The 22,082-nt window shown below is 38.8% G+C and carries 23 protein-coding genes; 10 read left to right on the forward strand and 13 right to left on the reverse strand.

Annotation, left to right across the window (positions count from 1 at the left end; genetic code table 11):
• Nucleotides 1-7: 7 nt before the first annotated feature.
• Complete coding sequence (locus PMAN_RS07610) at nt 8-799, forward strand: CLCA_X family protein (protein ID WP_033035021.1); 792 nt, start codon at nt 8-10, stop codon at nt 797-799.
• Here the strand turns inward: PMAN_RS07610 and dcd are convergent.
• Together dcd and apbC are read right to left on the reverse strand one after the other, a co-directional pair.
• The gene (dcd, locus tag PMAN_RS07615) at nt 796-1,383 is read right to left on the reverse strand and encodes a dCTP deaminase (protein ID WP_006792188.1); all 588 of its coding nucleotides are present in this window, start codon (nt 1,381-1,383) and stop codon (nt 796-798) included. The two genes, PMAN_RS07610 and dcd, sit on opposite strands and share 4 nt — an antisense overlap.
• Nucleotides 1,384-1,387: 4 nt before the next feature.
• Nucleotides 1,388-2,464, reverse strand: a complete 1,077-nt coding sequence (apbC, locus tag PMAN_RS07620; protein WP_010557499.1) for an iron-sulfur cluster carrier protein ApbC — start codon at nt 2,462-2,464, stop codon at nt 1,388-1,390.
• 187 nt (nt 2,465-2,651) lie between these two features.
• Between apbC and metG the strand changes: the two genes are divergently transcribed.
• Nucleotides 2,652-4,673, forward strand: coding sequence for a methionine--tRNA ligase (metG, locus tag PMAN_RS07625; protein ID WP_010557500.1), 2,022 nt, complete (start codon nt 2,652-2,654; stop codon nt 4,671-4,673).
• Nucleotides 4,674-4,797: 124 nt separating this feature from the next.
• A complete protein-coding gene (locus tag PMAN_RS07630; RefSeq protein ID WP_010557501.1) occupies nt 4,798-5,448 on the forward strand; it encodes a bifunctional 4-hydroxy-2-oxoglutarate aldolase/2-dehydro-3-deoxy-phosphogluconate aldolase in 651 nt (216 codons plus the stop codon).
• 91 nt (nt 5,449-5,539) lie between these two features.
• On the opposite strand, the gene lepB is transcribed toward PMAN_RS07630, so the two are convergent.
• The gene (lepB, locus tag PMAN_RS07635; RefSeq protein WP_010557502.1) at nt 5,540-6,190 is read right to left on the reverse strand and encodes a signal peptidase I; all 651 of its coding nucleotides are present in this window, start codon (nt 6,188-6,190) and stop codon (nt 5,540-5,542) included.
• A 168-nt stretch (nt 6,191-6,358) separates the two neighbouring features.
• Between lepB and PMAN_RS07640 the strand changes: the two genes are divergently transcribed.
• Nucleotides 6,359-6,856, forward strand: a complete 498-nt coding sequence (locus tag PMAN_RS07640) for a fasciclin domain-containing protein (protein ID WP_006792193.1) — start codon at nt 6,359-6,361, stop codon at nt 6,854-6,856.
• 74 nt (nt 6,857-6,930) lie between these two features.
• Here the strand turns inward: PMAN_RS07640 and PMAN_RS07645 are convergent, their stop codons facing one another.
• The 3 genes from PMAN_RS07645 to aceK form a co-directional block, all read right to left on the reverse strand.
• Nucleotides 6,931-7,182 (reverse strand): DUF2999 family protein, encoded by a 252-nt coding sequence (locus PMAN_RS07645; RefSeq protein ID WP_006792194.1) that lies wholly within the window; start codon nt 7,180-7,182, stop codon nt 6,931-6,933.
• Nucleotides 7,183-7,251: 69 nt separating this feature from the next.
• Nucleotides 7,252-8,214, reverse strand: coding sequence for a zinc-binding dehydrogenase (locus PMAN_RS07650; RefSeq protein ID WP_010557503.1), 963 nt, complete (start codon nt 8,212-8,214; stop codon nt 7,252-7,254).
• Between the two features lie 54 nt (nt 8,215-8,268).
• Nucleotides 8,269-10,044 carry a bifunctional isocitrate dehydrogenase kinase/phosphatase gene (gene aceK / locus PMAN_RS07655; protein WP_010557504.1) on the reverse strand — a complete coding sequence of 592 codons (1,776 nt, stop codon included), beginning with the start codon at nt 10,042-10,044 and terminating at the stop codon, nt 8,269-8,271.
• Between the two features lie 117 nt (nt 10,045-10,161).
• Here aceK and PMAN_RS07660 point away from each other — a divergent pair, with 117 nt between their 5' ends.
• Nucleotides 10,162-11,109: a LysR family transcriptional regulator gene (locus PMAN_RS07660; RefSeq protein WP_010557505.1), complete on the forward strand. Its 948-nt coding sequence runs from the start codon at nt 10,162-10,164 to the stop codon at nt 11,107-11,109.
• Nucleotides 11,110-11,627: 518 nt separating this feature from the next.
• Nucleotides 11,628-12,065: a hypothetical protein gene (locus PMAN_RS07665; protein ID WP_006792199.1), complete on the forward strand. Its 438-nt coding sequence runs from the start codon at nt 11,628-11,630 to the stop codon at nt 12,063-12,065.
• A gap of 12 nt (nt 12,066-12,077) precedes the next feature.
• Here the strand turns inward: PMAN_RS07665 and icd are convergent, their stop codons facing one another.
• Entirely contained in the window at nt 12,078-13,346 is a 1,269-nt protein-coding gene (icd, locus tag PMAN_RS07670; protein WP_010557506.1) for an NADP-dependent isocitrate dehydrogenase, read from the reverse strand.
• Between the two features lie 184 nt (nt 13,347-13,530).
• Between icd and PMAN_RS07675 the strand changes: the two genes are divergently transcribed.
• Nucleotides 13,531-14,331 carry a M61 family metallopeptidase gene (locus PMAN_RS07675; protein ID WP_010557507.1) on the forward strand — a complete coding sequence of 267 codons (801 nt, stop codon included), beginning with the start codon at nt 13,531-13,533 and terminating at the stop codon, nt 14,329-14,331.
• Between the two features lie 40 nt (nt 14,332-14,371).
• Here the strand turns inward: PMAN_RS07675 and PMAN_RS07680 are convergent, their stop codons facing one another.
• Nucleotides 14,372-14,923: a dienelactone hydrolase family protein gene (locus tag PMAN_RS07680; protein WP_010557508.1), complete on the reverse strand. Its 552-nt coding sequence runs from the start codon at nt 14,921-14,923 to the stop codon at nt 14,372-14,374.
• A gap of 368 nt (nt 14,924-15,291) precedes the next feature.
• On the opposite strand from PMAN_RS07680, the gene PMAN_RS07685 reads away from it, so the two are divergent.
• Nucleotides 15,292-15,459 (forward strand): hypothetical protein, encoded by a 168-nt coding sequence (locus PMAN_RS07685; protein ID WP_008131463.1) that lies wholly within the window; start codon nt 15,292-15,294, stop codon nt 15,457-15,459.
• Between the two features lie 125 nt (nt 15,460-15,584).
• Nucleotides 15,585-16,418, forward strand: coding sequence for a transporter substrate-binding domain-containing protein (locus PMAN_RS07690; protein WP_006792204.1), 834 nt, complete (start codon nt 15,585-15,587; stop codon nt 16,416-16,418).
• A gap of 59 nt (nt 16,419-16,477) precedes the next feature.
• Here the strand turns inward: PMAN_RS07690 and PMAN_RS07695 are convergent, their stop codons facing one another.
• From PMAN_RS07695 to rnm, 5 genes are all read right to left on the reverse strand, one after another.
• Nucleotides 16,478-17,056 (reverse strand): YceI family protein, encoded by a 579-nt coding sequence (locus PMAN_RS07695; RefSeq protein ID WP_010557509.1) that lies wholly within the window; start codon nt 17,054-17,056, stop codon nt 16,478-16,480.
• A 1-nt stretch (nt 17,057) separates the two neighbouring features.
• Nucleotides 17,058-17,609: a cytochrome b gene (locus PMAN_RS07700; RefSeq protein ID WP_010557510.1), complete on the reverse strand. Its 552-nt coding sequence runs from the start codon at nt 17,607-17,609 to the stop codon at nt 17,058-17,060.
• 155 nt (nt 17,610-17,764) lie between these two features.
• Nucleotides 17,765-18,589 (reverse strand): segregation and condensation protein A, encoded by an 825-nt coding sequence (locus PMAN_RS07705; protein ID WP_010557511.1) that lies wholly within the window; start codon nt 18,587-18,589, stop codon nt 17,765-17,767.
• A 6-nt stretch (nt 18,590-18,595) separates the two neighbouring features.
• Nucleotides 18,596-19,216, reverse strand: coding sequence for an L-threonylcarbamoyladenylate synthase (locus tag PMAN_RS07710; RefSeq protein ID WP_006792208.1), 621 nt, complete (start codon nt 19,214-19,216; stop codon nt 18,596-18,598).
• On the reverse strand, nt 19,213-20,067 hold the full coding sequence (gene rnm, locus PMAN_RS07715) for an RNase RNM (protein WP_010557512.1): 855 nt from the start codon (nt 20,065-20,067) through the stop codon (nt 19,213-19,215). The genes PMAN_RS07710 and rnm overlap by 4 nt, the downstream gene beginning before the upstream one ends.
• Before the next feature lie 446 nt (nt 20,068-20,513).
• Between rnm and PMAN_RS07720 the strand changes: the two genes are divergently transcribed.
• Nucleotides 20,514-22,082 carry an anthranilate synthase component 1 gene (locus PMAN_RS07720; RefSeq protein ID WP_010557513.1) on the forward strand — a complete coding sequence of 523 codons (1,569 nt, stop codon included), beginning with the start codon at nt 20,514-20,516 and terminating at the stop codon, nt 22,080-22,082.

Genomic DNA, 22,082 nt, shown 5'->3' on the forward strand with positions numbered 1-22,082 from the left:
TAAACAGATGCGACATTACCCAAATAGATTAAAACGAGGATTTACTCGTCTAGGCCCCGACTATCGCTTTGATGACCAAGTTGATTTTAGCGATATAAGAACCACGTTTGGGTTCAGATCAATGGTGGTTGGTAAATGGGTAACCAAAGAAGAGCGCTATATTAGCGCTAATTTAATTTACGATGCGCTGGCCGACCTGGCGCAAATACTGCACCTACCACCTAGAGCAATTGGTCTGCGCGGAAAGTTAAATTTTGCATTTGGGCACGGTGGTCAAAAAGGTGTGCAAGCGCATTACAATGCAGGCAGTCAAACATTAGCACTTGCTAAAAATGCGGGCGGTGGTGCGCTCGCGCATGAGTGGTTTCATGCATTCGATCACCACATTAGTGAACATTTATTTAAAGTAAAACCACGCTATGGATTTGCTTCAAAGCTTTGGCTTTCAAATACACCAAATTTAATGCACCCACTCAATGACGCACTGAACAGCTTTTATAAAGAAGTATTTTTAGATGCAAGTGGCGAAAATGCCAATGAATTTGTGCAAGCATGTATTAAACACGACCAAGCCCATAATATGAATTATATGAGTATGCCTGAAGAAATTGCAGCTCGCTGTTTTGAAGCCTGTATATATGCACACCCAAATATAAAAAACAGTTTTTTGGTGGGCGGTTTGCAATCCAGTAATTTAATATACCCACCAGCACAACATACCACCAAGGCAAATAAAGCGCTTAACCACTATTTTCAACTATTGGGTTATGCGCTTCATAATTTACCCGATAAGGTTTAGCTGTTTTCATCACTTATGCGACTTGCAACTGCGCTACTCTGGTCTTTGTATTTAGCATCTTTACGAATGTTATACGGGTTTTCACAAGGCCCTGAGAGCATTTCGAAACTCATAGCGCCAATTTTCATCATTGGGCGCAGCGCTAAGGGTAATTTTCCTGAGTTGTAAAACTCCAATACAATATTACCGCTCCAGCCGGGATCAATTCGGTGTGCTGTTACATGCACCATCAAACCTAAACGCGCAAGCGATGAGCGCCCATCCAACCACCCTACAATATCGGCAGGTAGCGTTACTTTTTCATAAGTGATTGCAAGCGCGAGTTCACCTGGGTGTAAAAAAAACGCTTCACCGTCTGCAAGCTCAATTTCCTCACTCATGATTGATTCCATGGCTTTATTGAGTTGATCCTTTGGACCACTTAAATCAACGTAGGCTGCATTATGGGCATTGAACGTTCTAAATTTATTACCAAGACGTAAATCTGCTGTCACACCCGATATCATCTCACTACTCGGAGCAGGCTCTATAACTATTCGGCCATCTTTTAGGTGTTCTTTAATATGTGTATCTGAAAGTCTCATGCTTTTAATCTTCTGTAATCACAATTTCTATGCTGTTGTGATGCTGTTGATAATATAGCGTGCTGGCTATAAGCCTAGCTGCTGCGCTGTATGTTTTGCTTATTGCCGCATCGTTATCGCTAGCAATAAGTTTTCCTTGCTCAGAGTACTCTCTAATATCAATGGCAAGGGGAATATGGCTAAGTACCGGAACGCCATGCTTGTGGGCTAGTTTTTGTGCGCCCTCTTTGCCAAATACATGGTTTTCCTCACCGCAGTGGCTGCAAACGTAATGGCTCATATTTTCTATTAAACCAAGTACTGGCACATTTACTTTATTAAACATTGCAATGCCTTTTTGGGCATCAGCAAGTGCTAAATCTTGAGGCGTAGTTACAATCACAGTCCCACTGGCAGGTACTTTTTGGCTCATAGTAAGTTGTATATCACCTGTACCTGGGGGCATATCTACAATTAAATAATCGAGCTCGCCCCAATCAGTCTCGTTCAGTAATTGGCTAAGTGCACCCGATGCCATTGGGCCTCGCCATACTGTTGCGTCATCACTGGGTACTAAAAATCCAATAGATTGGGCTTTAATGCCATTGGCATCAAACGGTAGTAATTGTTTGTTATCTTTTGTTTTTGGCTCAGCACCAACAAGGCCCAACAACATAGGTATTGAAGGACCATAAATATCAGCGTCTAAAATACCAACTTTTGCTCCCTCGCCTTTTAACGCACCGGCTAAATTAACAGCTGTCGTCGATTTACCTACCCCGCCTTTACCTGAAGCAATAAGTACAATATGTTTAATTCCTTTAAACTTTGCAGGCTCTTGAATATCAACCTTAGCCTTTATTGAGATTTCAATATTTAAAACATCACGGACATGCTGCTCTACAAGGGGGATTTCTGATTGCGCAGCAAAAGGTAAAGTAAGAGTAATTTGTAATGATTTATCGTCGTTTTCAGAAATTGACTCAATAAAGCTTTCGTCAATTCCTACGGCAAAGGCCGCACTACGATAAGCCGCTAAAGCAGCAATAATCGGTTGTTTTTGCACCGATTTAGAAGAGAAAAGTTTCGACAGTCCAAACATAGCAATTAAATAGCGTTTCTTTGATGAAAAGTGCCTCGGAATTATGTAACATTCAGGTCATTAACACCAGTCAATTAATAAAAATCCATAAGCAGCGTGAGCGCATAGCCACCTGTTTATAGATAAATTAATGATAACAGCCGTTTAAATAGTAAAAACGGTATTTTATCCTCAATTCGGAATGATTATGGCACAGCGAAAGATCCTGATTACCAGCGCATTACCTTATGCAAATGGCCCAACCCACTTAGGTCATTTATTGGAATATATTCAAACTGATATTTGGTCACGTTTTCAAAAACTTCAAGGCCATGAAACGTATTATGTTTGCGCAGACGATGCCCACGGCACACCAATCATGCTTAATGCACAGAAGCAAGGGATCACACCTGAAGAAATGGTAAAAAATGTGAGCATTGAACGCCAACGCGACTTTGCTGATTTCAACATTAAGTTTGACAATTACCACAGCACGCATAGCCAAGAAAACAAAGAATTTAGTGAATTAATATACAACCGTTTAAACGATGCGGGCCATATAAAAAAGCACACTATTTCGCAATTATTTGACCCAGAAAAAGGCATATTTTTACCTGATCGCTTTGTAACCGGTACTTGCCCAACGTGTAAGTCTGAAGATCAAAATGGCGATAGCTGTGATTCGTGTGGCGCCACTTACAGCCCGACCGAATTAATAAACCCGCGCTCTGTCATGTCAGGTGCCGAGCCTATTTTGAAAGATTCTGAGCATTACTTTTTTGACCTACCAGCATTTGAAGGCATGCTTAAAGAATGGCTACACTCAGGTACTATTCAACAAGAAATGGCTAACAAGCTAGACGAATGGTTTACTGACGGCTTACAACAGTGGGATATCAGCCGTGATGCGCCTTACTTTGGTTTCGAAATTCCAAATGCCCCAGGTAAATACTTTTACGTATGGCTAGATGCGCCAATTGGTTACATGGCTAGCTTTAAAAACCTGTGTGATAAAAAAGGGATTGATTTTGACGCATTTTGGGCTGAAGGCTCAGAAGCAGAACTTTACCACTTTATTGGTAAAGACATTATTTACTTCCACAGCTTATTTTGGCCAGCCATGCTAGAAGGCGCTAAATTTAGAAAACCAACTAACGTATTTGCACACGGGTTCGTTACTGTAAATGGCGAAAAAATGTCTAAGTCAAAGGGCACGTTCATTAAAGCGCGTACCTACCTAGACAACCTAAATCCAGAATACTTACGTTACTATTACGCTGCAAAATTAAACAGCGGTATTATCGATCTTGATTTAAACCTAGAAGACTTTGCACAACGTGTTAATTCAGATCTGGTTGGTAAAGTCGTTAATATAGCGAGCCGTTGCGCAGGCTTTATTACCAAAAAGTTTGATGGCAAATTAAGCGCAACCATTATGCAACCAGAGCTCCTAGAAGAGTTCCAAGCTGCCGCGCCAAGTATTACCACCCATTTTGAGAACCGTGAATACAGTCGCGCAATTCGTGAAATTATGGCCCTTGCCGACAAAGCAAACCAATTTATTGATGGCGCAGCACCATGGGTATTAATTAAAGACGAAACTAAGCAACAAGAAGCTCACGATGTGTGTTCGCTTGGCCTTAACTTGTTCCGTGTTTTAATTACCTATTTAAAACCAGTACTACCGGCTATGGCCCAAAACGTAGAAGCGTTTTTAAACGATGATCTTGCTTGGGATGCAGTAAAGACGCCACTAGTAAGCCACTCAATCAATAAATTTAAACCGTTAATGCAACGCGTAGAAATGGACAAAGTAAACAAAATGGTTGAAGAATCTAAAGAAAGCCTAGAGCCGAAAGTAACAATTGACCCAAATAGCCCTCTTGCAAAAGAACCTATTAGCGAAGAAATTGAGTTTGACGATTTTGCAAAGGTAGACCTTCGTGTTGCTAAAATTGCAAAAGCAGAGCATGTAAAAGGCGCCGACAAACTACTGAAGCTAACCCTTGATTTAGGCGGCGAAACGCGTCAAGTATTCGCAGGCATTAAATCAGCATACGCTCCTGAAGACATTGAAGGTAAGCTAACAGTAATGGTTGCAAACCTTAAACCGCGTAAAATGCGTTTTGGTATGTCTGAGGGTATGGTACTTGCTGCAGGCCCTGGCGGAAAAGAAATTTATATTCTTAATCCAGACGACGGATCAGAGCCAGGAATGCGTGTAATGTAAATTTACACCTATGAATAAAATAACCGCTGACTCTCAGCGGTTTTTTTATATGTTATTTTATCCTATTTGCGACTTTTATCGATTTTTTGTACCATCGACCAATAACTAATAAAAAAGTAATACAATGCCTAGCACGGTTTCTCAAGAAAAGACTGTAACTCGCAACAAAATTTTAAAGCACAAAATAGTGGCTATTATTCGATTAAAAAAGCAATCAGATGTTGCACCACTTGTCGATTGCTTAGTTGAGGCTGGTATAAAAGTGCTTGAAATCACCTCTAATACACCAGGGTTTGAGCAAGAAATTAAAAATGCACGTATTCGTCATCAACATATTTTGGTGGGTGCAGGCACCATCACAAATACTAAACTAGCTCAACGAGCCATTAATGCAGGTGCACAGTTTATAGTAACCCCTAATACTGATAAGCGTATTGTGTCAGTTGCCCATCAGTATAATTTACCTGTTTTAATGGGGGCTTTAACGCCAACAGATATCTCTAACGCGATTGAGTATAATGCGGATATTATTAAGGTATTTCCAGCAGGTAGCATGGGAATTGACTATTTTAAGGCATTAAAAGGCCCATTTGATAGCGCCAATTTAATGCCCGTTGGCGGGATAAATTTAAATAACATTACTCAGTGGTTTGACGCAGGAGCTTGCGGCGTAGCCATTAGTAGTGATTTTTCAAAAGTGATTACTAGCCACGCTGACAAGCAAGCTCTTACCCAGTTAGTTCATGACTATTTAACTGACATACCCACTGATTAAAGGTCTTTAATTTGCTGTAATCACTAGGTATTGTTCAATACTTAAATTACATCAAATACTTAATACTCTGTTCAAACAAATCAAAATGCACTTAGTTTAAAGAGAGCAGTACACGCTCTTTCCTTGGTATGTAGTAATTATCGTAATCAAGCGAAACAATGACCTTATTTGCTTTTCCGAGTAGTTCACCACGAGGGATTAAACCAATTACGCGAGAGTCTGCGCTATTGTCACGGTTATCCCCCATTGCTAAATAGTAATCATCTGGAATGGTGATCGTTTCAAAGCCAGCTAATTGGGATGGTACATTTGCTACCCTAACGGTGTGCTTCTTACCTTTTAATATCTCTACTTTATCAACCGAGTCGATATTATTTTGCACATGTTCGTAGTTAAGCTTTTTGCCATTAATAATTAATTCGTTATTTACTAAAGAAACGGTATCACCAGGCACACCAATAACACGTTTAATTAACCGGTTATCTGCCGCTTGTGAGTCGAATACAATAATGTCCCCTGTCTGTGGCTCGTTAATTTTAAGCAAAGAAATATGCGTAAAAGGCACTCGTAAGTCGTACGCCATTTTGTCTGTTAAAATTCTATCTCCTTGCTCAATTGTAGGTTTCATTGAGCTCGTAGGCACTTCATACCAGTCGGCTACTGCACTTCTAAACACACTCATTAAGGCAATAAATACAATGAGTGAACGATTATTTTTCCAAAATTTATAAAGCACTTTCATAACTGCTCCCTTTAATTGATCAAGTAATGGTATGACCTAACAGCGCTTTAGCAGTTCAAAAAAGGATGTAACAAAAGATGTTTGACCAAAAAACGTTTTTGATCGATTAAATTTTCAGCAGCGTAGCATCTTAGGAATTTAGCAAATATTAACTTAAAGGAAACTAACATGTTTAAGAAGATAACCACCGCAATTTTAATTACCGCCGCAAGCATAGGGTTTTCATTTTCTGCACAAGCCAACCATCATGGCATGAAGAAAGATGTGGTTGATGTTGCGGTTGAAAATGGCTCGTTCACAACACTTGTTGCAGCCGTAAAAGCAGCCGGTTTAGTTGATACTCTAAAAGGCAAAGGGCCATTCACTATTTTTGCACCAACTGATGCCGCTTTCTCAAAGTTACCTGACGGTACCGTTGAGATGCTGTTAAAGCCAGAAAACAAAGAGAAGTTAACGGCAGTGCTAACCTACCATGTTGTCGCTGGAAAAATAATGGCAAAAGAGGTGGCTAAGTTAGATAGTGCCAAAACACTCCAGGGGCAGTCGGTAATGATTAAAACAAACATGGGTGTGATGGTAAACGACGCTAACGTGATGATGCCAGATGTTAAAGCAAGTAATGGCGTAATCCATGTAATTGACACTGTTCTTCTTCCAAAAGAATAAGCAGCAAAATTTATGTACAAAAAAAGAAGCATAAACGTAAGCTTATGCTTCTTTTAACGAATACTTAGACCTTATTACTGATTAAGCTTTTCTTTCGCTTCTTTTACTTTTTCAAAGTCTAAACCTAACTCATCGGTAGCCTCTTTGATTAAGTGAGGTTGTGTCATAACAACAGCCATTAATTGCTGAAGCTTTTCAGGCGGTATGCCAAGCTCCTGTACAAGCGCCATAGCCATCATTGGGTTTTGTGTAAACGCCTCGAATAACGCTTTTACTTTGTCATCACTTACATTATGTTCTTTTAAAATTGCAATTATTGGATTCATTTTTAACCTTGGTTTTATAATAACGTGTGTATGACTGAATTATATGGGCATAACGTGTAAAATAAAGCGTTATTCTACAAGCAATACGACTTTACCCGCGTTTTCGTTGCGCTCTAATATTGCATGTGCCTCTTGAGCCTGTGTCCATGGCAACGTTTTGTACACATTAAAGTCAAAGTTTTTAGATGCTATGTCGTTGTAAAAGCGTTCTACTAAGTCATCTCTTAGTTGGCGTTTAAAATCAATACTGCGGTTACGAAGGGTTGACGCATGAAACGAAATCCTTTTACGTAAAAGGGCTGCAAAATCAACCTCAGCAAAACGCCCATCTAAAAAGGCAAGCATAATTATTTGGCAATCCATGGCAGCAACTCGGGCATTTTTGTTTAAATAACTGCCTGCAACGGGGTCAACAATTACATTAGCGGTTAAATTATGGCTTTGCATGTAATCTACAAAGTCTGTGTTTTTGTAGTTAATTGTATGATCTGCTCCCAGCGACTTAGCGTGTTGGCATTTTTCATCAGAACCTGCGGTTATAACAACAGTTGCTCCTGCACTTTTTGCCATTTGAATAGCGGCACCACCTACGCCACTGGCCCCTGCATGTATCAATGCCGTTTGCCCATGTTGTAGCTTGCCAAGCTCAAATAATGCACCAAAAGCAGTTAAATACACCTCGCTGATGGCAGCACCTTCAACCATAGTTACATCATCAGGTAGTTCCATTAATTGTTTAGCATCTACCGCAACATATTCGCTATAAGCGCCACCTGCACACAGTGTAAAAATACGTTTATCGAGCCAGCTTTTATCAACTTCGTTACCCAGCTCTACCACAGTGCCTGCACACTCTAAACCTAAAATTGGGCTGTCACCTTTTGGGGCTGGGTACTTACCTTGGCGTTGCATGCAATCAGCACGATTCACGCCAATTGCAGCCACTTTAACAAGCACTTCATTATTTTTTAGCTGCGGTTTACGGGTATCACTAAAGGCAAGGTTTCCGCTTTCATGGGAAATATATTTCATTACCACTCCTTTGCTTTAACTAAAGTTGTACTTTAGACATGGGGGTAATTATTTCTATTTAAACCGCCAGCTTTGCTTGTACGGGTAAACATCAGGTAAAAAACCATTTTGTATTTGCTGCTGGCACTGTTGCCAATAGGTTGTTGTAAATAAGTCACTGTGGTGGTTGTTAAAACACTCAAATGCATGAGCATTTGCGCTAAAAAAAACCTTAAATTGACTGGGAAATATATCGTTTTCATCAATATCAAAATAAGAATGACTACTTAACTCCTCTAATGTATTTTGTGTTTGAGGTACATCTCTAAAATTACACTGAGTTAGTGGGCAAATCTCATCAAAGTCGTAAAACACAACACGCCCCCAGCGAGTAACGCCAAAGTTTTTCATCAGCATGTCACCTGGAAATATATTCGCCCCAGCTAAATCTTTAATTGCTTTTCCATAATCAAGCATTACATGGTCCAATGCGTGTTTATCGCAGTGGTTAATATATAAATTAAGAGGTGTCATTTTTCGTTCAACATACACATGTTTTAAAATAAGTGCCTTGCCCGATATAACTAAACTGCTATCAATGTGTGTTTTCATCTGCGTTAATAGTTCTTCACTAAAGCGGCTTAAATCAAACGCTAAATACCTAAACTCGTGTGTATCTACCAATCGCCCTACTCGGTCGGCTTGCTTAACAAAGTTATATTTTTCTTTTACTTGTGCTTTAGTTGCGGTTTTTGGTGCACTAAATTTATCTTTTATTACTTTATATACGTAATCTGAGCCTTCAATAGTAAATACCAGCATTACCATGCCAGGTGTACCAGGTGCGTTTATATATTTAAAACTTGCGGGGCTATTTTTAGTGGTGTCGACCTTGTAGCGGTAAAACTCGGTTTTAGCGTGTTTAATAAAGCCAATAGCGTTAAATAATTCAAAACGCTTTTTATGCGGCATAAGTACACTGAGGTAATCAACATAACGCGCGGGTTGGTCTGTATCTACCATAAAATAAGTACGAGCAAAGCCAAATAATAAGCTTAATTGATCGGCGCCCATCATAACCGCATCTATTTTTAAGCCTTTTTCGGTGTTTAAAATGGCAATAGCAAACGGCATATTATCGCCATTTTTAGCGATACAACGGCCAATCAAATAACAGGCTTTATTTCTAAAAAATAACGAGTTTGCGTATTCAATAAACCCGTCGTTTAAATTTATCAGTTCATAGACCTGCTTACATTGATGCTTAGCACCTTGCATTAGGGTTTGCTTTAAGCGCTTTAAATCGGCATTTAATTGGCAAAATGGAACTCTAAACATTTGCGTAGTAATAAGCTGTGAAATTGCGGTTTCAAACCCATTTTGAAGCGATATTCTACTTACTAAACTTTCAAATGAGCGTGGTTCACTTCGGTATTTGGCTTTTAATACAAATAAATGCACTGTACGAATTTTTTTATCGTCCCAAATAGCACCAAATGTTGAATTAAAGAAAGTATGCGCAATGGGTTTATTCTCATGGTGCTCAACCATATCCCCATAAATATTTTTAGCTAGTTGCCATGTGTGTGGGCAGTCTAGTTCTTGATAAGCAATTATTTTAACCGCTTCACTCACATTTTTTACTTGGCGCTCATAAACTTGTAACCGATCGCGCATTGCACGTTGTACATCATGATATTGGCGCTGCTCAAACCGGCTTTGTGCACCAAGTGTTATATTTAAAAACTCAGCAAACATCGCATCAAACCCTGCAAATACAGCACGTGCAAGCTTAGTCGCAATCACCTTTTGAAGAGCATTATTTGAATCATCGATTAACGTATTTGGCATGTTAACAACACTTATATTTTTACCCGTTATGGCGGTTATTTTTTATTAATTGTTTACACCTTAGCAAGCAGGCTTTAATTTAGATAATTAATACAGCAAATAAATAAGATTGATCTAATGAATATACGTAACGTCGATCTCAACCTTCTCGTCTATTTAAACGTGCTTATAGACGAAAAAAGTGTGTCTAAAGCCGCCAATAAATTAGCGTTAACACAACCGGCAATGAGTAATGCATTAAAGCGATTACGCGATTTATTTGAAGATCCGCTTCTTGTTCGCGCCGCAGGGTCAATGACCCCAACAGCCAAAGCACTCCTGCTTAAACCTGAAATAGAATCATTATTAAAAATGGCTGAAGCAATTACTCAGCCCAGTGAGCAATTCAACCCCGCTACGGCTGAAATAACCTTTAGAATAATGGCAAACGACTATTTAGAGTCAACGTTAATTGCGCCATTTATAACAGCGCAATTAAATAAAAATCCGGGTATTAATTTTGACGTTTTAAGCCCAAGCGATGTTAACTTACAAGACATGGAAAAAGGCACCATAGACCTTGCTATTAATCGCTTTAACGGATTACCGCGATCGTTTCACCAAGCCACTGTATGGCGCGATAACTACTGCTGTTTAACACACCCCAAGAATACTTTTTTACAAAATGCCACGCTCGATGATTACCTCAAAAAAGAACATATTTGGGTAAACCGGGCTGGTTGGGGCCCTGAAGCTGCAGTAACTAATAAGTCAGGTAAACAAAAATTAGGCTGGGTAGATGAAGCACTCTGGCAGTTAGAGCAAGCACGTAAAATTAGGGTATTTACCCGCCACTACATGATTGCCAGTTTACTTTGTCAATCAGAGCAACTGGTGGCGACATTACCACGCAGGCAAGCTAAGCTATTAACAACACATACTAACTTAGTAATAAGTCCACCCCCGTTTCAAATAGTGCCTATTGAGGTAAAAATGATATGGAGCCCACTGCTTCACCATGCGCCAGCGCATCAATGGTTACGCCGCGAAATGCTTGAGTTCGCTAAAACAGTAGCAGATAGGTAAATTTTAATATATCCATTACGTTTTTCAAAAAATACTGAAAAAATCTAAAAGCACATTCAATTTACTAGTAAATACATACTAAAAACGACGGGCTCGGTGAGAGGTAAGAAAAACACAACGTTTAAAAACTAGTTTTTCAATAAATAAAACATTGAGACACTCACTTTAATAAAGTGAGTGTCTCGATGTTTTGCTTTGGAGTCGTATAAGTCTTAGCAAGGGGAGTAACCTTACTCATTAGTAATTTGCAAAGCCGATACCATGTTTTTTATTTTAAATTAATTCAACACCTTAACCAATAACCCCATATCCCCTCTGCTGAAACTTGTACCACTTTTGTGCATTTATTTATTTTTTGCACCAAATTAAATAAAAAAGAAGCCAATAAATTTAGCGTAAATTAAATGAATAAAACTTAATATTGATCTAATCAATATCAGTTATTGAAAACAACAATTTCATTAATAATACAGTTAGCGCTAGAGTGAAGTTAAGCCAACAAACTAAGAGTATTTATTATGACAACAGCTTCTTTCACACGCCAAGACGGGTTATTCATCGACGCTAACTTACATCAGTTCATTGAAGAGCAGTTATGTTCTAAAGCAACATTACAAACAACAGATGTTTACCAAACACTGGCGACATTAGTTGATGAGTTTGGGTGTACTTGTCGTAAAACTAAACACCAACCAAACGATGTACTTGAAGTACAAACACTATTGAACGCTTACCAACTGCAAAACCATCCGCACTGTCATGTGGATGCGCAAACAACTGAAGCGGTACTTGATGAATATTGCTGCCAGGTTCCTGCAATCATTGTTGTTGCTTTAATGGATACGCTTAGTGGTACACAATGCGATGAACCAAATGCACACGACATCTACCATCGTGCCGCACAGTTAACTAATCGCCCATGCGTACATACAGTTAAAACTGCCTCAGCAGCTTAATAATGAATGTGTTTAAAAGTGCTCGATAACTTTATCTGCAAAGTCTGTGCAGCTTAAGGTTGTCGAGTTATGAGTTTTTGAAGTATCAATGCCTTGCTGGGTTAAATCAAAAGTAACATACCCACTTGCTAATGTATTTTCTAGAGCATTTTCAATAGTTAATGCCGCCTCATCCCATTTCATAAATTTAAGCATAAGTACTGCGCTCAAAATACTACTACTTGGATTCGCTTTGTTTTGCCCTGCAATTCGCTCAAATGTACCATGAGTAGGTTCAAAAAAAGCCACATCATTATTCAAGTTTGCAGCAGGCATAATGCCCACACCACCCACTTGAGCGCTGAGCATATCGGCTAAAAAGTCCCCATTTTGATTCGTAGTTGCCACTACATCAAACTGCTCAGGGTTCATTAAACATTGTTGTAGCATGTTATCGGCAATGACTTCTTTAATTATTAGAGGCGCATGCCCAACGCGCTCGATTTTCAGCCAACGACCATTTTCGTGCTCAATAGCATTAAATTCCTTTTTGGCGAGTGCAAAGCCCCAACGTTTAAATGCACCATCAGTAAACTTAAGCACATTGCCTTTATGAACAAAAGTGACAGAATCTCGATTGTTATTAAGGGCAAAATTAAGAGCGAAACGTGTTAATCGCTCAGAGCCTTCTTTGGATATATTTTTTATACCTATGCCGCAATCTTGTGAAAACCTAAGGCGTGTTACCCCCATTTCTTCACATAAAAAGTCGAGCATTTTTTCACTTTCAATGCTCCCTGCTTGCCACTCAATACCCGAATATACATCTTCGCTGCTATCACGAAGAACCGTAATGTTGGTTAAAAAAGGGTTTTTTAAAGGAGAAGGCAAAGCACTAAACCCTTTGATAGTGCGCATATTTACAAATAAATCCATTTCTTGGCGTAAAGCTACATTTAAAGAGCGGAACCCTCCACCCAAAGGCGTAGTTAATGGCCCTTTTATTGCTATTTTACAGGCTCTTACTGCTTGTATTGTTTCTTGTGGAAACCAATCACCATCGTAAAGCTTAGCTGCTTGCTCACCATTAAACACTTGCATCCAATGTATTTTTCGCTTGTTTTTGTAACAGTGTTTAATAGCGCAATCTACAATATTTCTCATAACGGGCATAACATCTTGCCCAACTCCATCTCCATTAATATAGGCAATAACAGGCTCTGAAGGAATAACCCACTGCCCTTGCTCATCTACCGTTATATGTTGCCCTTGCTCTGGCATTTTTATATGTTGGTATTGCATCATTAAAGCCTATAAATCAATGTATATGGTCGATTAAACCATGTTAATTAAGGCGTGTCTTTAATTGCCTTTTTATAGTTGGTATCAGTTTAAAAAATAACAAATAAGATGTGCTTATGTAGTTAAAAGGATGGTCTTATAGCGTGTACGGTTCGTATTAGTTTTTAAATATAGAGGGGTTTTAATGAAATTATTGTGGACGTTGCTATTTTTATACTCTTTAAACATCTACGCTCTTGAGGTTGACATACACGAGCTAGACTCGCTGTCTAAAAATGGCCAGCAAGTTGTCTCTACCTGGATTGATCAGAGTGTAAAAAAAACTGAAAATACGCTTGGGCCTTTAAAGCAAACTACCTTGCCTATTTATTTAAAGCCGCAATATTTTGCATTTGAGCCTGTACCATGGGCAACGGTAAAGCGTAGCAATCCCGATGGGATTGAACTTCATATTGATAGATACGCAAGTTTAAATGCATTTACTAAAGACTGGACCCTATATCACGAGCTATCGCATTTATATTTGCCGCTTTTCCCCTACTCTGCTTTTTGGTTAAGTGAAGGATTTGCCAGTTATATGCAAAACGTAATTATGCGAGACAGCGGTGTAATAACCCAAGCGCAATTTGTTCAACGATTAAATGCTGGGTTTAATAGAGGTAGACTACAAAGCAAAACAAAGTCGCAGCCCTTAAGTGAGCTTTCTGCTGATATGTGGAATCAAGGTGCACAGCAACGTGTGTATTGCACAGGCGCTGCATTTTTTGTTGAAGCCGATTTAGCACTTCACCAGCAAGGTCAAACCCTTGCTGAGATAATAAAAGCCTATCAACTATGCTGTAGAACAGCGCGTTCAAGTGCTAAAACGTTTATCAAAGACCTTGATAAACTCTCACGTAGTAGTATTTTTACTTCTTTATATGCAGAGTATAAAAACCGCACTGACTTTCCAAACGTGACTAAAAAATTAATAAACACACTTTGAGCTGTATTGATTTTACAGTTAGGCGTCTATCACCAAGATGCTAAAAATCATTTGAAGTTAAATAGTTACAAAAGTATTGATAGGCCTGTTCATTATAATTTAAAGAACGCTTATTCATAAATCCATGACAATAATCTGTTGGTTTGCAAATTACGTTTTGTTTTTTATTAAGCTCATTAATAACAGCAGTAACATCAAAGTGCACCTCATCGTAAGGAAAAATAAACTCACAGGGTACACTTGCGTCTAAATCTAAGTAGTTTCGTATTTGTGATGGATAAAAACCAACCACTTTTTTAAGATGTGGATTGCTTGTTAATAACTGGGCTCGCCATGCGGCACTAGCCCCTGCACTAAAGGCAATGCAAATTGTTGGCTCTGTGAGTCTATCAAATTGTTTATGCAGCATTGCCGTATACACGTTGTGGCCACATGCTTTTATAAAATTTTTATAGTTAAGTTCTTCACTTTCAATAACTTGCTCTTTCCCACTGTAAGGTTCAACAAGGGTGAACTGAGTGTTTAATGTTTTACAAAAGTCATGTAAAGCCGGTGTTTTTCCGTAAATATCACTTACTATTATGTAATGCATACGATTCCCTTTTGGTGTAATTCAAAGTATTTAACCCAGTTGATAAAGTCTACACTACAAAAACTATACAAATAACTTGCGAGCATAATTTATTTAGGTTACATTCCATCTCTGGTTTTAAGAAACCACTGCGGTTAACCTATTTACCCTGATCCAGTAAGCCCCGCACAACGTATATTTGAAAGCTAAGTTATTGTACGGCGAGTACCCCTTAAATAATACCGAGATGAATTTTACAATCATCGTAAAAGTGTCATAAAGATCGTCAACACTGTAATGAAGCTAAACACAACATCGTTAATTTATTGACTGCAATCTGCTATAAAAAATAGCGCAGAATAAATTACAAGAATAAAGTGAGTTTTATTATGTCTTATAAATATAACGGATCTATGATCCAAATAGCACATCCTGTGCAATCAATTTCAGTTAATAAACATCGTGTTATCTTTAGTGATACACAAGGTTTAAAAAACGCATTGTTTCAAAAAGCTAGCGATGCGCGTCAATTTGTTAAGTGGCTAAAAGTTAGCTAAGCAAAGCTATATCGCAATCCCATGCGCGATAACACGTAATATTATGCCAGCCTTGTTGCTGGCATTTTACTTTTTAATACTTAAGTGTTAAAACAATAATCCAATTACATTCGTTGGTTACTGCAATGTTACGTGTACTTTTCACTCTTTTATTTTGTTGCTCTCTAACTTCAGTTTGTCATGCTCAAACAATTAACTGGTTAACCAATGACTTTGCACCTTACTATATATTAAATGGTAAGTATCAGGGCCAAGGCCGCGACGAAACAATCATAAAATTACTCGAAGACCAACTACCTCATATCAAATTCAATCGTGTTGTGGTGCCTGCAAGTAAGCTAATTCAAACCCTTTCTGATAAAACAAATGACGCGTGCGTACTTTCTCTTTATAAAAACGAAAACAGAAAGCAACAAATGGTATTTACACAAGAAAGCTCTACTGTTGGTTTATCTCCCTCTGTTGCACTACATAAAAAGCTAGCAAATGCGCTATCGCTTAAAAACGACGCTGAGGTGTCTTTGTATGATTTACTACAAGAGAAAAAGCTAACATTAGGCGTGTCTTTGAGTCGCTCTTATGGGGAAGCTATCGATAGTATAATTAATTCAACGCCCGATGTTGACATTGTTATTCGCCCTACCCGAGATAGCTTAGCAAGTCTTACCTATATGCTTAACTTAAAACGCATTGATATTTTACTTGGCTACCCAAGTGAACATTTTTATTTAGCTAAATCAATGAACTTTCAAGATAACTTAACCCAAAGACCATTAACTGAAGCGCCTGCGTTAAGCTATGGTTTTATAGGTTGCACTAAAACTGAGCAAGGGATTAAAAATATTGCTTTGCTAAACAAACACCTTAAAGTAATCAAACAAACTGATGCATACATAAATGCCTTATCAAAGTGGTTGCCCGAGCATTTAAAGCCATTGCTAAAAGCAAGAATGAATTAACAAAAAAAACGCCACGTAATGTGGCGCTTTCAAAGTTAGTTGTATAATTACAACCCTGCTTATTTACGAATACCTTCAATAAATAACCCAATATCAACATGCGTCGACGCAGGTCCTAAATTATAGTTAATGCCATAGTCACTTAATTTAAGGCTTGTTTCGCCTTCAAATCCAACACGGTAACCACCCCACGGGTCTTGACCTTCACCTATTTTATCTATATCAAAGGTGATACTTTTTGTCACACCATGTAATGTAAAGTCACCAGTTACTTTGCCTGAATCATCGTTGTTAAATGTAATGTTAGTACTTTTAAATGTAGCCGTTGGGTATTTATCAACATTTAAAAAATCTTTACCACGTAAGTGCTTATCTCGCTCTGCATGGTTAGAGTCAAGACTGGTTGTATCTATATTCACCATTATTTGTGAAGCATTAGGTTTTTCTGCGTCATAATTGAATTCACCGTCAAACGTATTAAAACGTCCATGTAGCCAGCTGTAACCCAAATGTTTTATTTTAAAGTTCACAAAAGCATGCGCCCCTTTTGTATCAATAACATATTCAGCAGCATTTACAGCCGATGCTGATAAAACGAGAGCCGCCGATACAGCCGTATTTAGTAATAGTTTGTTCATTTTAATCTTCCTTCAATGGGGTAATCATTCTTGTTAAAGTTTTATCTTTATCTATAAAATGGTGCTTTAGTGCACCCAATGCATGTAAAACAACAAAACCAATTAATATACATGCACCGTAGTAATGAACTTTTCCTGCTATATCAGCTTGATCATCAAAAACAAAGTCGAGAGCAGACACATTAAACAGGGTAAAAACTTCAATGGGCCTTCCATCTGCAGTTGAGATCAAATAACCAGCTACCACAATCACAGCTAATAAAATGTACATAGCTATGTGGGCAGTATGTGCTAGTTGATTGACTTTAGTATTTGTACCTAGCGGTTTTGGCTGTTTAGAAAAAACACGCCATAAAATTCTAAAAATCAAAATAGCTGCAAGCGTAATTCCAATGCTTTTATGTAAATCAAGAGAACCTTTGTACCAACTGTCATAGTAGGTAAGTTCAACCATGTATAAACCCAAACCAAATAAGCAAATAACGGTAAACGCCATCAACCAATGCAATATAATGGCAACTAACCCATATGAGAGTGGGGTGTTTTTAAACATAATTAATATCCTGTGTTTTGATAACAACAAGATATAGAAAAGAAGTGCGCAGTAAAATAGCATGTGCAAACAGCTTGTGTGCATATATGCACATAAATGGTTTACATAGGGGAGTTTTGTGGTTAAAGAGAGTGTTTCAGTTTTACTCGAAGCGGCTATTCAGTGAGGCTTACGTATATTAAGCTCTCTTCATTAACTTGCAGGCAAGTAATAAGCCCTTCCTTGATAAGCTCAAGTATAGCTATAAAGCTTACGACAACCCCGCTGCGCCCTTCTGATGCTTTAAACAGTTCGTTAAACACAATTGCACTCTTTGCTTTGGAAAGCTGTTGTAATATTTGGCTCATGCGCTCGCGGGTTGATAACACTTCTGCTGTTATTTGATGATGCTCAAAGGTTTTAGCTCTCGCCATAACTTCACTTAAGGCAAGCATTAAATCTTTGAGTTCTAATTCGGGTAGGTTTTTGCTTGTATCGTCATTAATGGGCATTACCGCATGGGCAACGAAAATATCACGACCAACACGAGGAATATCATCCAAATTTTCAGCTGTTTTTTTAAACTGCTCGTATTCTTGTAGGCGTTTAATTAGTTCAGCACGAGGGTCTTCCTCTTCTTCGAGCTCTTCGTGAACAGGAAGAAGCAGCCGTGATTTTATTTGCGCTAACAATGCCGCCATGACTAAATACTCACCAGCTAGCTCTAATTGAAATTCGCTCATCATTTCAACATAGCTAACATATTGTTCTGTAATACTAAATATTGAAAGCTCAAGTACGTCAAGCTTATGTTTTTTTATTAAATAAAGAAGTAAATCAAGCGGCCCCTCAAAGGTTTCTAAAATAACTTCAAGTGCGTCGGGTGGAATATATAAGTCTTCAGGTTTATCAACAACGGCCTTTCCATGCAAAAAAGCCAGTGGCAGATTTTGCTGCACTGGCTCATTAATTACTGGTGGAAGTTTAGTCGTTGAAGCCACGTTTAATTACTCAAACGGGCTCACATCACCACAGCCAACACGCAGTATTTTTACATCGTCCTCGGACAAATCAATAACGGTTGTTGCCTGCTCTGGTAAGTATCCACCGTGAATAATTAGATCTACGTGCTTATCAAGCCTATCTAAAATCTCGTCTGGGTCCGACTCTGTAAATTCTTGTCCGGGTAAGATTAGCGAACACGACATGAGTGGCTCGCCCAACTCAGCTAAAAGCGCACATGCAATCGGGTGCTCAATAACACGTATGCCAATCGTTTTTTTCTTATCGTTTAATAAACGCTTAGGTACTTCCTTTGTGCCTTTAAAAATAAAGGTATAAGGTCCCGGCGTATTATTTTTAATCAGTCGGAATAATTGATTATCAACGCGTGCATAAGTAGATAACTCTGATAAATCACGACATACAAGTGTAAAATTGTCGTTTTTATCAATGCCACGAATACGCTCTATACGCTCTTTGGCTTGCTTATTACCAATGTTACAGCCAATTGCATAGCCAGAGTCGGTAGGGTAAACAACAACACCACCTTGTTTTATTATATCAACAGCTTGAGTTATTAACCTTGCCTGTGGGTTATCTGGATGAATATGAAATAATTGACTCATGTTAATGCCCCTTCTTGTCCTTCCCAAACTTGCCAAACACCTTGGCAATCTTTAGGTAAGTATAAATTTTTACCAAGCTCTAAATAGCTTGTCGGAAAATGAAAATCTGAGCCTTGTGAACATAATAATTCGTACTCTCGGCTGAGTTCACCTAAAAATTGACGTTCACTAGGTGCTTGCTGAGGTTGCGCTACTTCCATTGCATCTCCCCCTGCATTTTTAAATTCAACTAACAGTTTACGCAACCACTTATTAGACATTCTGTAACTACTTGGATGGGCAAGCACTGCAACCCCTCCTGCTGCATGTATTGCTTTAATAGCGGTTTGCATATCACACCAACAGCTTGGTACGTACCCCGTTTTACCTCGCCCTAAATACTTTTTAAATACTCCAGGGAAATTTTTAGCGACTCCACGCTGCATTAATGCACGTGCAAAATGGGCACGTGTAATTTGTCCATTTAAAGCAAGTTCTTTAGCTTGGTCGTAAATGCCTTCAAAGCCATTTTTTTCAAGGCGAAAGCCGATTTGTGTAGCCCGATCCTCTCGCTTTTGCTGCTGTGCAGTTAATAAGGCATCGAGCTCTTCGTTATCAATATTTATGTTTAACCCGACAATGTGGATCTCAAAGCTTTCCCACTTTGTCGATATTTCTGTGCCTGTAATTAATGACAGCGGAAGATTCTCTGACTGAATAAATGATTGAGCCGGTTTAATAGCTGCCACAGTGTCATGATCGGTAATAGCAAACACATCAATATTTTTATCTACTGCACGGTTTAATAATTCTTCAACCGTTAAATGTCCGTCTGAATGTGTTGTGTGGCTATGTAAATCATATTTTATCAAAAGAAAACTGCTTAAAATTAAGGTTTGAAGGTATTTATGCAAGTATAACAAGTTTTTTCATTAAATTGTTTTAAATAAACACTTGACACAAAAGCACTAGATACGTTTTACTGTAGCCACTTTAAGACACATAAAGAATTAAAAACAATGAACAATTCAAACCTAAACACAATTTGGTGGTGGCACTCGTAATTATCGGGTGATGAATTGTCGTGTCTGACAAAATTTCAAAACCCGCAAATATGCGGGTTTTTTTATAACTAAATTTTAATAAATACATAATAAATTTGAGGCAGAAAACATGAACAACGGTATTACTCTTACACATCATTGGTGGTGGCGCCTGGTATAGCGGGACGGTAATGATCTGTTTGTAATTTAGATATCGTTATTCAAACCCCGCATTGCACAGCATTGCGGGGTTTAATTTTTTGAGGGAATGAGGTTTGATTTTTAGTCATATAACAACTACGCCGGGTGAAGTAACGAGTATTACGCAAACACGCGACTACATCAGTAGTCCACTTGCGCTCTACGCGGCACTTGATAAACCTAACTCACTGCTACTTGAATCGGCTGAAATTGATTCTAAAGACAGTGTAAAAAGTTTAATTTTAGTCGATTGCGCATTGCGCATTGTTTGCCAAGGCAAAACAGTCACGATTACAGCCCAGTCAAACAACGGCCACCAGCTGTTAAGTTACTTACAAGCTCATGTTAAAAACTGCAATGCAGAATTAAACGATACAAGCCTAACCCTAAATTACTTGAGTACAAGTAACGACATTGATGAAGCCAGTAAACTAGTGGCCGATAATGCATTTAGTGCCCTACGAACCTGTATTAACTCAATCAAAAGTACCACCGACAACCCTTTCTCTCTATTTTTAGGCGGTGTATTTGCCTACGACATGGTTGCTAACTTTGAACAGTTAAGTGATGTTCCCGATGGCGAGAACAGCTGTCCTGATTATGTATTTTATTTAGCTGAAACATTAGTTGTAATAGACCACCAAAAACAGACCACCGAACTTATCGGTAACGTGTTTAACGGCCCAGACGTACACGCAAACTGCTTTGAAGTAGGCAAACAGCTAGAGCAGTTAAATAGCCTTTGCGATAACGCAGCCCAATACAGCGCCCCATTAAACAGAGGCGAATGTGAGGTGAGCGTAGACATAAGCGACAGCACCTATTGCGAACAAGTTATAAAACTTAAAAAGAACATTGTAGACGGGGATATTTTTCAGGTTGTTCCTTCTCGTACTTTCTCGCTGCCATGCCCTAACGCTTTACATGCGTATAGCCAATTAAAAGAACAAAACCCAAGCCCTTATATGTTTTACATGCGCGATGAGGACTTTGCTTTATTTGGCGCATCACCCGAATCAGCCCTTAAATACGATATTAATAACCAGCAGGTAGAAGTGTATCCAATTGCAGGAACGCGCCCTCGTGGTAAATTTGCTAATGGGCAAATAAACCCCGATTTAGATAGCCGTATTGAGCTTGAACTTAGAAACGATCAAAAAGAACGTGCAGAACACCTAATGCTTGTTGACTTAGCCCGTAACGATGTAGCACGCATTAGTGTTGCAGGTACACGTCATGCCAAAGAGCTATTAAAAGTAGACCGTTATTCGCAAGTTATGCATTTAGTTTCACGTGTTGTTGGTACATTAAAACCAGAACTTGATGCACTTCACGCTTACCAAGCATGCATGAACATGGGTACCTTAGTAGGCGCGCCTAAAGTTCGCGCAGCAGAATTAGTTCGCCAAACAGAAGGAAAACGACGTGGCAGTTACGGTGGCGCAGTAGGTTATTTAACCGGTGATGGTGCAATGGACAGCTGTATTGTTATTCGCTCTGCCTTTGTTAAAAACAACATGGCTTATGTTCAAGCCGGTGCCGGGGTTGTATTTGACTCAGACCCGCAATCTGAAGCTAACGAAACTCGCGCTAAAGCTCAAGCGGTTATTACCGCCATAAAATCAACTTTCGAGGCGGTATAA

The organism is Pseudoalteromonas marina (genome assembly GCF_000238335.3).
Classification (GTDB): Bacteria; Pseudomonadota; Gammaproteobacteria; order Enterobacterales; family Alteromonadaceae; genus Pseudoalteromonas; species Pseudoalteromonas marina.